Annotated in this window: 14 protein-coding genes and 1 pseudogene; 3 read left to right on the forward strand and 12 right to left on the reverse strand. The window is 41.8% G+C overall.

Annotation, left to right across the window (positions count from 1 at the left end; translation table 11 throughout):
- Window positions 1-86 precede the first annotated feature (86 nt).
- From LP667_RS13535 to LP667_RS13565, 7 genes are all read right to left on the reverse strand, one after another.
- Entirely contained in the window at window positions 87-965 is an 879-nt protein-coding gene (locus LP667_RS13535) for a LysR family transcriptional regulator (protein ID WP_021730759.1), read from the reverse strand.
- 84 nt (window positions 966-1049) lie between these two features.
- Window positions 1050-1646, reverse strand: a complete 597-nt coding sequence (locus tag LP667_RS13540) for an NAD(P)H-binding protein (RefSeq protein ID WP_021730758.1) — start codon at window positions 1644-1646, stop codon at window positions 1050-1052.
- A gap of 10 nt (window positions 1647-1656) precedes the next feature.
- Entirely contained in the window at window positions 1657-2697 is a 1041-nt protein-coding gene (locus LP667_RS13545; RefSeq protein WP_021730757.1) for a zinc-dependent alcohol dehydrogenase family protein, read from the reverse strand.
- Window positions 2698-2717: 20 nt separating this feature from the next.
- Window positions 2718-3569 (reverse strand): SDR family oxidoreductase, encoded by an 852-nt coding sequence (locus LP667_RS13550; RefSeq protein ID WP_021730756.1) that lies wholly within the window; start codon window positions 3567-3569, stop codon window positions 2718-2720.
- Between the two features lie 171 nt (window positions 3570-3740).
- Complete coding sequence (locus LP667_RS13555) at window positions 3741-4427, reverse strand: dihydrofolate reductase family protein (RefSeq protein ID WP_056988350.1); 687 nt, start codon at window positions 4425-4427, stop codon at window positions 3741-3743.
- Window positions 4428-4595: 168 nt separating this feature from the next.
- Entirely contained in the window at window positions 4596-5435 is an 840-nt protein-coding gene (locus tag LP667_RS13560) for an SDR family oxidoreductase (protein ID WP_021731138.1), read from the reverse strand.
- 20 nt (window positions 5436-5455) lie between these two features.
- Entirely contained in the window at window positions 5456-6214 is a 759-nt protein-coding gene (locus LP667_RS13565; protein ID WP_021731137.1) for a carboxymuconolactone decarboxylase family protein, read from the reverse strand.
- A 250-nt stretch (window positions 6215-6464) separates the two neighbouring features.
- Between LP667_RS13565 and LP667_RS13570 the strand changes: the two genes are divergently transcribed.
- The 3 genes from LP667_RS13570 (at window position 6465) to LP667_RS13580 (ending at window position 9577) form a co-directional block, all read left to right on the forward strand.
- Window positions 6465-6683 (forward strand): hypothetical protein, encoded by a 219-nt coding sequence (locus LP667_RS13570; protein WP_033609392.1) that lies wholly within the window; start codon window positions 6465-6467, stop codon window positions 6681-6683.
- A gap of 354 nt (window positions 6684-7037) precedes the next feature.
- Window positions 7038-8126: an Ldh family oxidoreductase gene (locus LP667_RS13575; RefSeq protein ID WP_021731136.1), complete on the forward strand. Its 1089-nt coding sequence runs from the start codon at window positions 7038-7040 to the stop codon at window positions 8124-8126.
- 779 nt (window positions 8127-8905) lie between these two features.
- Window positions 8906-9577: a L,D-transpeptidase gene (locus LP667_RS13580; protein WP_021731134.1), complete on the forward strand. Its 672-nt coding sequence runs from the start codon at window positions 8906-8908 to the stop codon at window positions 9575-9577.
- Between the two features lie 597 nt (window positions 9578-10174).
- On the opposite strand, the gene LP667_RS16800 is transcribed toward LP667_RS13580, so the two are convergent.
- The 5 genes and pseudogenes from LP667_RS16800 to LP667_RS13605 form a co-directional block, all read right to left on the reverse strand.
- Complete coding sequence (locus LP667_RS16800) at window positions 10175-10369, reverse strand: hypothetical protein (RefSeq protein ID WP_474551312.1); 195 nt, start codon at window positions 10367-10369, stop codon at window positions 10175-10177.
- A gap of 103 nt (window positions 10370-10472) precedes the next feature.
- Window positions 10473-10778, reverse strand: coding sequence for a hypothetical protein (locus LP667_RS13590; RefSeq protein WP_131505618.1), 306 nt, complete (start codon window positions 10776-10778; stop codon window positions 10473-10475).
- A gap of 359 nt (window positions 10779-11137) precedes the next feature.
- Window positions 11138-12325: an MDR family MFS transporter gene (locus LP667_RS13595; protein WP_021731131.1), complete on the reverse strand. Its 1188-nt coding sequence runs from the start codon at window positions 12323-12325 to the stop codon at window positions 11138-11140.
- A 240-nt stretch (window positions 12326-12565) separates the two neighbouring features.
- Window positions 12566-12811: pseudogene (locus tag LP667_RS17350) on the reverse strand (hypothetical protein).
- A 33-nt stretch (window positions 12812-12844) separates the two neighbouring features.
- Window positions 12845-13582, reverse strand: coding sequence for a class I SAM-dependent methyltransferase (locus tag LP667_RS13605; protein ID WP_021731129.1), 738 nt, complete (start codon window positions 13580-13582; stop codon window positions 12845-12847).
- Window positions 13583-13929: the final 347 nt, after the last annotated feature.

The following is a 13929-nucleotide window of genomic DNA, read 5'->3' on the forward strand; positions in this document are numbered from 1 at the left end:
TCTCCTTGTTTTGATTACAAAGAAAATGATAACGAAAGTTCCAGATTAAAGCTATTTCACTTTTGCCGACCTTCGATAAGCTCAACTTATGCAAAATTCTGTTTCAACAACTCAGCAAACGTCTCAATATAATAGCCTGAATTATCAGCTTGCCAGTAAGCATAGTAGTTTTGAATCAAATTACGATGCCCCTTGAACAATGGAATCATTTTAACAACATCTTGATCTAACTGGGTTCGCATCCGCTGATTGATGATCAAATACCCTTGATTAGAGGCAACCAACATCTGAGCCTCGTCATAATTTTGGGCACGGACAAACTCACTTTTAACGCCCAAAACATCCCGATAATAAGATTCTTCCGCGGCTTGTTGGCTACCATCAATAATCAATATACAAGGCAGGTCAACTAACGCCGCAATATCGATTTTTTCAGTATCCACTGGTAGCGCATGATTGACAGCAACCATAAATTCACTCGCCGTTAAAAATTCATTTTGGTACTCATTCGACAATGCTCGTCGTTGATCAGATAAGTTTAAATCGATTTGGCCCGTCCTTAATAACTCATAGAGGTCTTCATGGGTCCCACTGCTAATTTTGATTTTAACTTTGGGAAACTCCCGCGTAAACTCAGACACCGTTTGCAAGAACTCAGTGGTTCCAAAGCTTCTTAGATAACCTACCCGTAGTTCAGCTTCATCATTTTTTTCAATCTTAATTGTATTTTCAACGAGTTGCTCAACATCAGCTAAAATATCCTGACTGTGGGTATAAAAGTACTGCCCCGCTTCCGTCACTTCAAAGCTTCGCCCCTGACGCTTGATTAGCTTTAATCCCAGACGGCTTTCTAACTCCTTCATTTGTTGCGAAATCGCGGATTGTGAAATGTGACAATCCACCGCAGCCTGGGTAAAACTATGGTTTTTGACGATTGCGATAAAATACTGCATTTGTTGAAACATTGACTTCACCCTAACCTTTACGTTGCTTTTAACTTATTATGCCACAGAAAAAGGCCACCAGCTGCGCCAATGACCTTAGTATTACTATTTTGAATTTAGACCAACGCTATCGTGTGAATAATAATTGTCATCCGCAATAGCATCCTTCACAAAGTCGGCAATTGAACTGATTGAAACATCGTGACCACCAAAGGGCTCGCCCTTCTTCGTAATCTCATAATCAACGGGTCCCCCAGTGAACCAGCCTGGGCGAATCACGGTGTAGTTCAAATTAGAACCTTCAATAATATCGGCAGCTTCACGGTAAGACCGTAACATTGAATTATGACTTAAATTGCCACTAGCACCAATCGAAGCAGGAATTTCATCATAGATACCCATGGAAGTGATGAACAATAGCCGCGTAACGTGGTTTCGATCCATCGCGGCAACAATGGTTTTAGCAAATCGACCTAAAGCACCACTCAAGGCAACAAAAACAACGTCTTGGCCTGCAATCGCCTTGTCTAGATCGCTATCCTTAGTCACATCGCCAGCGATCACCGTTTCACGCTCAGTAGCGCTTAACCGATTCGCACTTCTAGTAAACAGCGTTAACTGATCATCGGTTTCATTCAAGAGGGTTTGGCGAACGGCACCGCCAATAGTTCCCGTGGCACCAATAATTAAAACTTTTTTCATGGTTTTTCTCCTATCTATCACTGACAACCACCAACGACTTAATTGCAGTCCGTTGATCCATTGCTTCATAAGCTGCTTGAATATCTTCAAGCGCAAACTGTTTCGTAAAGACTTTCCCTGGCTGGATTTTGCCAGTCAAAACGGCATCTAACAACACCTGCTTGTCATCAGTCGTAACCGAAGCGATCCCACCTCGTAATCCAATATTCTTCCAAAAAAGATTATTAGTATTCATTTCGGCCTTTTGTGGCACGCCGACGCGGCCAACAACCGCACCAGGACGGCCAACCTTGATTGCCGTATCAACTGACTGTTCAGTCCCAACACATTCAAGGACAGCATCGGCACCCGTTTTGGTCAGGGCCATCACTTGAGCAACGGCTTCATCGCCCCGTTCAGCGATAATATCTGTGGCACCAAATTCTCTCGCTAGTTTTTGGCGATCTTCATGACGACTCATTGCAATGATACGGTTAGCACCGAGTAGTTTTGCAGAGAGAACCCCGCTCAAACCAACGGCCCCATCGCCCATTACAACGACAGTATCACCTTGTTTGACTTCCGCACTAGTTGCAGCATGGAAGCCTGTTGCCATCACATCGGCTAAGGCTAGGAAGTTATTCAGCATCTCATCGGAATAATCTGCTGGTTGTCCAGGAATCTTAACCAGCGCCCAATTAGCATTGGTAAAGCGCAAGTATTCACCTTGATAACCACCATTACCACCGGCTTCTTGATTCAAGCAATCCCCATCAAAGCCCGCTAAACAAGCGGCACAGTGCCCACAACCGTGAGTAAACGGTGCAATCACAAAATCACCCGCTTGCACATCTTTAACGGCTGAGCCAACAGATTCGACGATCCCGATGGCCTCATGACCAACTGTTGAACCCGCTTGCCGTTGGGAAATACCACGGAACCACCATAGGTCTGACCCACATACACAGGCCCGAAGCACTCTGATAATCGCATCGGTTGGTTTTTGAATGGTTGGTTTTTCGTATTCTTTAACTTCGACTTTTCCTGGTTCAATAAACGTTGCTGCTTTCATAATAAAATCTCCTTAAAAATTTATTTTTGGGCGCCACTGTTACGAACTTCTGCAACGTTGCCATACCAATATTGCGCGGTAATGCCGCCATCAGCCAAAAAGTCACTCCCAGTAATGAAGGCACCGCGACGATCCATTAAGAGTTCCGCCAAATTGGCAATTTCATCGGGCGTCCCTGGACGTTTCGTGACCATTGACTCAAACATCTGTTTGTAACCCGCACCACGGGGACCGTTCAATTCGTCAACCGCTAATGGTGTCATGATGATGCCGGGGCTGATCGTATTGATCCGTGCACCACGGGCTTGCCATTTAACTGATTCGGCAGCGACTCGCAAAACGTTGGTCCGTTTAGCATATTGATAAGCAGCTAACGAATCCTTGATCACGTCTGGTTGTAAGATTGGCAAAGCTAATAATTCTTCCGTCGGTGTCATGGCTAAGGCTTGATTATCTGCTTGTGATAAGGCCGGTAACCGGTGTCCCGATTGTGATGAGATTACGATACCCGCACCACCGGGAGCCATCACTCGACCAAATTCTTCTAGTAAAACGGACGTGCCATAAAGATCCACTTTGAGGACCTGTTCTGGACTAGCCTGTGACGGTGAAACCCCAGCTGCGTTAACCAATCCCATAATACTGCCTAAGGACTGCGCTTTAGCAACGACCGCCTTAATGGAATCTCGCGATGAAAGGTCCGCTTTAATCGTTGCAACGGTAAACCCGGCTTCCATCAAACGTTGTTTCATTTCAACTAATTTAGCTTCATTATAGTCTGCCAATAATAAATTTCTACCGGCAGCGACTCGTCTAACAATGGCTTCGCCGATTGAACCGGCACCAAAAAGCACGATTACTTCGTTATTCATTTATTTACCTCTTCACTTGTTCTGATTTAGCTTACAAGTGATATTTTACAAGCAACCGACCGTTAGACCAATTTCAAATCAAGCACGCATTGATAAGTTTTACTTATGAAAAACAATATCAGCACCCCTGCCATCATGCTGACGACAAGCTTGCTGATATTAACGCTGTTTCTAATCTACTTTCACAAAGGTCAAATGCAAACCGCCATCGGCAAGTTGTTTAACTGCCTTGATTTTGAACGTATCCTGTACCGTGGCACCCAACGTATCAAAGGCCGCCTTTTTCGTGTTATCGCCACTAACGTGTGGTGCAATAACTAAAGAAATCTCATCCACAAAATGCGCTTTTAGAAAGGCTCCGTTGATCACAGCCCCACCACACACGGCCAAGGTGTCAATCTGATAATGTTGTTTTAGTTTCCGCAGCACATCTTCAAAATTAAAATCCGTCTCGCCACTAACAATGTATGGAATCTCTAACGATTGCAAATAGGCTAAGTACGCCTTTTGGACCTGTTTAGTCACAACTTCAATCGTATGCATCCGATGATTATTGTAATCAAAATAATTCACATCCCAGCCATCTTTGCCTTTACGGTCAAAAGCGACGGCCCAAGTCTCTGACTTAATATCAGGTAACCAATCTTGATAATCAATCCCGGTCGTATCGTACTGGCTTAAGTCTGGATGGCCAGTAGCCGCGTACATTTGTATCGTTTCACGACCATTGCCATCAGCATTACTTAAGCGGAATAGTTCGTCTGAATAATATTGGCTCGAATTAGCACTGCCATACGAACCGTCAATTTTTCCATCAATTGAGACGTACATGTGAACAACAACTTTACTACGCTCCATCTTAACTCCGCCCTTTCTTTGGGGAACCTATATCAATAGTTTCATGATATGACTTAAAGCGTGCTTTAAGTCAAGTGCTTTTAAAATGAATAACAGTCCAGCAATTCAGTTAAGTGAACTGCTGGACTGTTATTACCATCTGTCGACTACGGTGTATAAACAAAACTGCTATTTTCCAGCCGGAAAGTCGGTCGATGCTGCCAATTCCTTTTCAGACTTATATTCAGCCAACCGTTTTTCCAAAGTTGCAATCGTATTTTCCAACGCTTGCGACCCTAAGACCATATGCAACGGTGTGTCAGGTTGATCGACGCTTTCAATAATACGGGTAGCCATTTTTTCTGGATCACCAGGTGCTAAGCCATTTGCTGGATCAAGCATCTTCATAAAGGCATGGGCTGGATTTTCATCATAGACCTTCATCAAATTGGCAACGTGGGCACTGCCATACCGGAACTCAGTCCGAGCGCCACCGGGTTCAACAATCGTCATACCAATGTTAAATGGCGCAACCTCTTGGGCGACCGATTCACAGAAGCCTTCAATGCCAAACTTGGCGGCGTGATACATCGAATTACCTGCATAGGCAACTTGACCACCGTAAGACGAAATCTGGATAATTTGACCACGTTGTTGCTCTCGCATGAATGGTAAGATCGAGCGAATCATTTGAATTGACCCCGTCAAATCAGTTGCTAGAATTTTATCAATATCCGTATCATTTAATTCTTCAGCTGCGCCAAAGAGCCCGTAACCAGCGTTGTTAACTAAAACGTCAATTTGGTGTTCGGTCGCAACACGATTAATTAATTCGTGGATTGCCGGCACATCCATGACATCTAAGGTTTCACAAATAAAAGTATTCGGATATTGATCGATTAAATCTTGAACCTTAGTGGTATTTCTAACCGTCCCAATTACCGTATTACCAGCTTCCAATAATTGCGTGGTCATGGCCCGACCAAAACCACTGCTAACACCTGTAATTAACCATGTTTTTTTCGTCATAACTATTTGTCCTCTTTTCATTATTTGTTTTCTGGAATAATTTCATTTAATAAATTCAGCGCGGTTAACGTTCTTGGATAACCAATGAATGGTAACAACACTGTAATCGCAGACAACAATGTCTCTTTATCATTACCCACCGTGACGTTATTGCGTATGTGGCCCTTAACTTGCGGGTCCGCGCCGCCAAGTGAAATCAACATCGCAAAAGTAATCAATTCCCGCGTCTTGGCATCAAGACCGTTACGAGTATAGTAATCGCCGAAGCAATTATCAGCTAGGAACATTGCAAAATGCTTTTCGTTTTCGGGTAAATTTTTCTGCATTTTATCAACAGCATCACCAGCCATCTGTCGAACCGTATCCAAGCCCTTCTCATAACGGGTCGCTGGCGTAGTCGTTGATTGGCCTTCAATCGGTAATGAGATATTTCGTTCTGTAAAGACGGCATTGGTGGCATGCAAGAAATCAAATACCTTCCCCAAACCGACATATGCCGTGGCCTGATAGACGATTTCTTTGACTTCAACGGGTGTCACCCCAACATTCAAAGCGCCATTTAACATGGCCTGATATTCGTTAACGGATTGCATCGCAATTAATGAGGCCAGCGTAATCTTCATTCTCAACTTGAGCTCCAAGTTTTGATGCTGTAGCACTTCATCAAAGTTAAAGTTATCAAAAATTTCAATGAATTCCGGATCAGTGACCTTCAAAGTCGACTTTAAATCTGGAAATAGTTCTTGATGATTTGCCTGTGCGTTTTTACTAATTGCCATAACTGAAGACCCTCTTTTGTTTATATTTGGTTCGTTGCTAATTAACTTACAAGTGCTATCTTACAAGCAAAATGGGGAGGGACCAATTCCAATAACGCCCCTCATTGATAAGTTTTGCTTATCGATGAGAGGCGTTATGACACCGGTTAGCGACTAGCTTCACGGCGACATCGCGACGTTAGTGTTTATCGCAAGCTGTTTAATTACCTTTAGTTAAACTTAGTTATACTTGTTATAACAAGGCTTAGGAGTGCTTAACATCGAGACTACCATCCGTAAAATTACCAACTCTGTCGAGGCGATTATTTCCTGCGAATTAACCGCTAAAGTCGATGTCAAATTTCAGATTATCAAGATTGACGCGATTATTGTCCTGCCCCCTGTTCGTATCACCTTATTCGCACATGCGGCTAATTGGAAGGAACTTCGTGATCGCGTCTCAACCGAATACCAGGATGGGACCAAGTAGACGACTAATGTATTATCCAGCTCAAAGAGACGGGGCGACATTAATTTTAATCCTTCTGGTGGCCACGAAGTTGTTCTCTGATTAACGTTCAGTGAATCGCATACCTTAAACTACTGACCGTTTAGTTATACTTATTTATGATGCCATCCGTACGCACTGCATTGACTTCAAACTAGTCTAGCCCTAGGACCATACTTTTTGAATACCTACCTTGACTTCTTGAGTGATAACGCTTTTAATTAGTGTATAGTTAAAAAATAATTAGAATTTAATTGGCATTCATTCTTGTGATATTAACCTAATACAACAATCTGATTGTCACTTAGATCTATTTCAAACAACGTGGTGAATATAATGGTAAAACGATATGATGATAAAAAAATTGAACAACTGATTTACAATATTTATAAAGGTTACGGCTTTACCGAAGAAGAAAGTCAAGAAGTCGCCCACATGTTGATCTACACCGACTTAATTGGTATTGAGTCCCATGGGGTCCAGCGAATGATCATGTACGATGACTTTATTCGTAATGGTAAGATTCGCGTACATAATCAGCCAGAAGTTGTTAAGGAAACCGATGTTAGTGCGGTCGTTGATGCCCATTTTGGTTTAGGCCAGTTAAACGGCATTTATAGCATGCGCTTAGCTATTGAAAAAGCGAAACAACATGGTATCGGTATGGTTACGACTCGTAACTCCGGTCATTATGGCATTGCGGGTTACTATGCCAACATGGCTGACGAAGAAGGTATGATTGGCCTGTCGTCGTGCAATTCACGTTCAGCGATGTTACCCACTCACGCGACCAAAGCATTAGTCGGCACCAACCCAATTGCCTTTGCCATGCCAGCCAACCCGAACACGTTTATCTTCGATGCGGCCACAACGACGGTGCCACAAGGTAAAATTGAGGTTTATCGTAAATTAGGTAAAGATATGCCCGCATTATGGGTCGCTAAGGATGGCGAAACGCCCGTTAATAGCCATAGCGATACGCAAGACTTAGACGCCCTGCGTGATTTAGATTCCAATGTTGGTTTAGCCCCATTAGGTGGCGTTACCGAAGACACTGGTAGCCACAAGGGCTTCGGTCTCGGCGTCATCGTCGAGGTGTTCACGGCAATCCTTTCAATGGGCAACACCTCTAACGAAATTACTCCGGACGACCTTTCCGTGGGCCCTTGTCAGAGCTTTGTCGCCATTGACCCTTCAATCTTTGGCGATAAGGATGCCATTATTGCTAAGTTTTCAGCTTACTTACAAGCTATTCGCGACCTACCATCCGTTCCTGGCAAACCAGTCATCGTTGCCGGCGATAAGGAAGCGGCCGCGTACCAAGACCGGTCAGCTAACGGTATCGAGATTGATGACAAGACACTCGCAGAAGTTACCGGAATTGCCAAGCGTTTAGGGATCGACTACGCGCAATATGTTGATTAACTAGTTCGATTATTCATCTAATTTAAAAACCAGCAAATACCAATGTCCTGAATCATCAGCGGCGTTGGTATTTGCTGGTTTTTTTTGCGTGGCTTATAACGCGAAAACTCACCAAGCAACCAGTTCGCATTGAACAAGCTCTAATTACCATTGGTTTTATCACTCCACCACCACAAAACATGCGGCGCTTTCTATGGTCACGCGTTGAAGGTGCAAGCAATGGTCGTTAATCCCATTGTGCCTATACGGTCACCGTTTTACTTCCCACAATCACACCACTTGGCGCCCGCCAAAAGGCTGCAACCCTACCTTAATTTGGAAACTTTCCTGACCATGATTTTTCTACACCGTATCGGTCGCAAAAAATCTCACAGTTACCCAAATAAGTCAGTTTACACTCGCTATAATCATCAAGACGAACCCTACTTATAATTATTAATTTAATTTGACGTTTCCAACTCATTGTTATTCGAATAATCAGGTGCTAGGATTCAACTCGTGGAAATAAGCTTGCGGCTGCCGTGATTTTTTCATTTGTCGCACAGAAATTGATCGCTGACTAACAGAATATCTCAAACATTAGTCATACAATTGTCAAATCCCACTTGCGTATCCTGACATAAGTAACCACTCTAGAGTTTGACATTAATACCACCTGGGAAGCCGCTGTAATCAAACGTGGGTTCTAGCAAGCTACGTGCCACTATCGATGCTGTTCTCAAATCCCGGTGCTGGCGTCTTTCGCGATGCAGTACTATTAAGTTAAGGAGTATGAACACGTGCAAACCAAAACAAAGTATATTCTCTATCTAACCTTATCCATTGCCGGAGTAGTACTCCTATTTGGGATTAGAAGTATGATCGTCAATGGCCCCGCTGTTGCAATGACTAGCGCTAAAGCTGCCAGTACTAGTCATATTAATTCAAATCGTTCCAAACTGACAAAGCTTGCTAAAACGCGTAAAAGTAGTACCAGCCATAAAACAGCCGTTGCAATGGCAACCCCGGTTGATTGGCATGGCCCTTCTGAGCCCAACCATCCTTATCCGAATGTTCAAAATTATCCCAACTTGAGGATTGATGTCTCCGTTGCAAAGCAGCGGGTCTACCTGAAAGCTGGCGATAAGCTCCTATACACAATGCTTGCCACTACCGGTAAACCCGGTGTGAATGCGACCCCCAAAGGCGATTTCGTCATCCAACCTGAACGCGGCCTGCATTTTTACAATGCTAGCTTGAACGAAGGTGCTAATTACTGGGTCTCATTTAAGGATCACGGCGTCTACCTCTTTCACTCGGTTCCAGTAGACGCATCCGATCACTATATTGCCAGCAAGGCAGCCTTACTCGGCAAAAAATCCGATTCACATGGCTGCGTCCGCTTATCCATTTCGGATGCTAAGTGGATGTACGAGCATATCCCAGTAAACACACCTGTTCATATCCAGTAATAATGCGAAACATGCCAAACGCGTAACGATTAGCTGAAAACATAATCCCCCCCTGAGTCTGGATTTACTTCAACTCAGGGGGTTACTTTATATAATAGAAATTATGATACAAATCATCCAGAAGTGCTGATAAATAATAAGCATAGAAGAACATTAAAAATGGCGATTTAACTTCAAAGAAAATTTATTTTGCTGTTTGAAATCTTTAACAACTAACTGTCACTGTGAAGATTCGTTCGTTAACCATCTCTTTAAACATTAATGATTGGACTAATATTTCCATCAGCATTAGTGTATGGTAAAACATTTTGGAGGCAATAAAAATGAAATTTAAATTCAAAAAAAATTTTTATCGTAGCTTTAGATTCTGGATTTCTTTACTTCTCTTTATTCCTGTCCTGATGCATTACAGTCATGGCTTTGAATCCACTACCGATATATTTTGGGCCATCTTTATTCTTGGCATCTGCCTTTACGGCATGTTATCAGAACTATTTTTACAGAAAAAGAATGGCTGACATTAGGTACAATCAGATGATCGAGTAAAAAAAATCAGCGCTAATCCAAAGATAAGAATCTCTGGCTGGCACTGATTTTTTAATTATTATTCACACCACGAATTTTATCATAGAAGTATTCAAAATACGTCTTACTACCAGTAATATAATAGACCGTCCCCTGAAGGTCATAACGCAAATTCTTGATTTCAGATTTATTTACTTTAACAACCGAATCGACCTCATAGGCACTCTGATTTTTCAAGCTATCTGTTGCTACACTGATTTCACTTATCTTTCAGTCAACGTAAGCGGCTTTGGGGCTTAGTCATTAATCGATACCTTGTTTCTTGACCCACCTTTACATTAGTTACATCCGTTGACCACCACATAACTTTTTATCGCTTGGACTGACTGCTCAGCTTTGGATATATTTCAGCAATTTTTATTCTTTGAGGAATATATTCTTCTACCATTTTAGGCGGTACTAGTAAATGCAATACACTGTCCTTTTTAACTCGAAAATTATTAACCTTATCATCATTGTCACTAGCATTTATTTTAAGTTTCAAAGTAGCAAGCATCTCTTTTGCTTCAGTTAACTGTTTTTTTGTCGAAGACAATGCGGATGCTCTTAAACTGGCCAACTGTGTCTGACCAACTACTCCTAAATCATCAATGCTCTTTGGTGTTATTAATTGCACCTTCTGACTGTAAGTTTATTATGGACGGTAGCAAAACGTGAAAATGATTTTAACACTGAGACTACCTTTTCTTCCGTCGAACCCCACCTGACCAAGATTCAATCAAAACATAAAAGAAATTCATTTGGACTATCAACACATTCTGCAAAGAAGCCAGCAACCTGTATGTATATCAACTATGATGGTAGATTTTCCTCTTGATAAGTTGATTCTTTAAACTCTACAAGTGGGAATTAAAAAACTCTTTTATTCACATTATTTCTCCAGTTAAACTTACTTAATTTCTTACAGTGAAAAATCATTCGTCAATCTATCGATACCATACTACAGTCATCCCCAACTAATTAGTTTTTAAACATTTAAAATTTTTGCATCGTATTTTTGCTTATTAAACGCACACTCATGATAGACAATGCAACTAGCCCCAAACTACCCGTACAAAAGAGGAAAAGGCCCTGGTAAGAAAAGATTTGAATCATCATCCCACCGATTAGTGGCCCCAAGGCTTTCCCTATTGAAATCCAAGCATTGAGTAGTCCTTGGTACCGGCCCTTAACATTCGCAGGCGTCAGTAAATTGACAATTGCCGGAATTGTTGGAAAAACGGTTATCTCACCCAAAGTTAATATGCCCATTCCCAAAACAAACATGAGATAAGTATGCGACAACATTAAGATTGCAAACGAAAAAATAAACATTAAAACCCCAAAGTACACCAGCCAATAATCATTTGTAATACGACGAGTTAGCCAAGTTATTATTGGTTGAAAAACCATAATCAACACACCATTAATCGTCCATAATAAACTATACTTCATCATCGAAATTCCTTGGCCAGTCATATAAACAGAAAAATTACTCGACCATTGCGAATAAGTCACCCAAATGATTGCAATCGAAATGAATAACATCCAGATACTATAACCATTGTTATTCGGTAATGATGCACGCGGCCCCACCACTTTATGCTTCTCACTTTGTAGTGGCATGGAAGTCAATATAAAGAAGCGCCGGACAATCAGCAAATAAATAAAGTACATTCCAATCGTAATCGCAAATAATATTGAGACTCGATTACCATTGAGCTGATAGAGCGGTCCAGCAACCATTGTTCCAAAAACAACCCCTAAATTATTTGTGAAATAGAGCATATTAAATACGAATCGACTTTTTTGACCCACTAATTGAGTTCCGAAAGCATTTAAAATAGTAATAATCCAACCATTAAAAAAGCCAAATGAAATTAATAATATTGGATAATATGGCCAACTATTATACTTCACTAGAATTCCCATAACACCAATAGCACCAATAAGCCCACCAATCATCATTCGGCGAGGATCATGATGATCAAACCGAATTCCCGCAACATAGCTTCCAAGTACATTGAATCCGGAATACAACATCAAGATAATTCCAGAAATCGTTAGTGATTGATGCAATTGATTATGCATGTAGATGGTTGTTAGCGGCCAGATAAAACTATTTCCAAAACTGCCAAAAAATTCGCCTAACAATAGCCAACGAAGCTTAAGTGTTCTACTCAAAACTTGATTCCCTCTTTCAATAAAAAAAGGGCTGAGAAAAATTTCTCAACCCTTTGGTCTTCTAGCCAACATCAATCGATGTCTGAGAAGCTTGGTTCCAATTTTATAATTTTACCCTATTACCTTAAAATTGCAATCAATTTTCAGAAAAATATTTTTCCGAGTAATCAGTCATACATATTCGACGTCATCTTACTTTATCCACTAGTAGCTTGTATTTAGTTAGTTGTCGTATCTTTATTACTTTGAACTGACGACATGGTCCTCATCCAACATATACTGAAAGGCCACTTCACCAGTCAATAGGTTGGCTTTAAATAGCCCTTGATTCCCATTGTTCTCGTCACCCATGACAACGAAGTACGTAGCACCTTAATCGACGACGTGTTGAAAACTAAGGTAGTTGCCCTTAAACCCTTGCTTCCGGAACAAGCCAATAATTCGAATCATTTCACGTTGTGTTACTTCTGTTGCTTTTTCACTCATATTTAACTATAACTCCAATTCTCTTCTTTAATCTTATTTTGCCGTTTTATTTGTTGGCTTATTGCCAGCGACCACGTAACTATCAGTTAGCGGGGTCGCCCACCAACCGTTAAATCCTAAACTCATTGACTGGGTGATTTGCAAGCCAGCGTCTTGAAAAACCTGACCGTACTCGTTGATATTGCGACCCGTATCAATGATCATGATGTGTCCACCGGGTTTGAGCACCCGAATGGCTTCCTTGACAGCATTGATTCGGGCTTGTTCATTTTTGATATTATGGATGGCAAAGCTGGACGTCACCACGTCAAAACCTGCGTCAGGAAAGTCTAACTTGGTCATATCCCCCGTTACTAAATTAACTCGATTCGTTAATCCTAAATCATCCACGTTCTTTTGTGTTATGGTTATTTTGTTATGTGATTGGTCCCGCGACAACCACAGATCTAATCCGGTTGCTTTGCCAGCTGGTCCCAATTGTTGGGCGATTTTGGTCAACAGTGCTCCCCGACCACAGCCTAAGTCTAAGACCTGACTGTCAGGTGTCAGGTTCAAGTGGCGAATCGCCTCATCAAACAGTCGGTACTTCCCCTGTGCCGTGGTGTGCAAAAATAACAACGCACCCAACAATAATATAATTCCCAGCGTCATTTCGATGCCAATCGGATAGTTCAACCGATTTACGTAGGCATGTAACACTAGCCCCACACCAAAAGCGGTGTAGATCAATAGCGCAAACGGCGCATCGACCCCGTACCTTTTGATATTCATTCAGCTTTATCCCCTTTTAAATCCTCAATTTCCAATCTCCACGTTTGACCGGGAGGATTGGGGGCTTAATTTTACCCGCGTAGCCCCTAATGCTTAATCACTGTTTCATCAAGTAGTGACCAGTTAGCGACCACCACTCTTAATTCATTAATTTAACTGATTAACAATTGCTCGGTCAAGAATCCTCAAACCTTCAAGTGACCATTCACCATCATTGATCATAATTGATTTTATCTAAATATATAAGACCGGTTACTTTCTGAAACAAAAAACTTAGTTTCCATGATGACAACCAGCATCCGTGTTGCCACCAAATACCAACTCAATCCCACGTTATCGGCCCTCAG

This window comes from Lactiplantibacillus paraplantarum (assembly GCF_003641145.1).
Classification (GTDB): domain Bacteria; phylum Bacillota; class Bacilli; order Lactobacillales; family Lactobacillaceae; genus Lactiplantibacillus; species Lactiplantibacillus paraplantarum.

Excerpts from the sequence above, each read along its gene's own strand:
- LP667_RS13535 (WP_021730759.1), bottom strand. The coding sequence starts at position 965 with ATGTTTCAACAAATGCAGTATTTTATCGCAATCGTCAAAAACCATAGT.
- LP667_RS13540 (WP_021730758.1), bottom strand. The coding sequence starts at position 1,646 with ATGAAAAAAGTTTTAATTATTGGTGCCACGGGAACTATTGGCGGTGCC.
- LP667_RS13545 (WP_021730757.1), bottom strand. The coding sequence starts at position 2,697 with ATGAAAGCAGCAACGTTTATTGAACCAGGAAAAGTCGAAGTTAAAGAA.
- LP667_RS13550 (WP_021730756.1), bottom strand. The coding sequence starts at position 3,569 with ATGAATAACGAAGTAATCGTGCTTTTTGGTGCCGGTTCAATCGGCGAA.
- LP667_RS13555 (WP_056988350.1), bottom strand. The coding sequence starts at position 4,427 with ATGGAGCGTAGTAAAGTTGTTGTTCACATGTACGTCTCAATTGATGGA.
- LP667_RS13560 (WP_021731138.1), bottom strand. The coding sequence starts at position 5,435 with ATGACGAAAAAAACATGGTTAATTACAGGTGTTAGCAGTGGTTTTGGT.
- LP667_RS13565 (WP_021731137.1), bottom strand. The coding sequence starts at position 6,214 with ATGGCAATTAGTAAAAACGCACAGGCAAATCATCAAGAACTATTTCCA.
- LP667_RS13575 (WP_021731136.1), top strand. The coding sequence starts at position 7,038 with ATGGTAAAACGATATGATGATAAAAAAATTGAACAACTGATTTACAAT.
- LP667_RS13605 (WP_021731129.1), bottom strand. The coding sequence starts at position 13,582 with ATGAATATCAAAAGGTACGGGGTCGATGCGCCGTTTGCGCTATTGATC.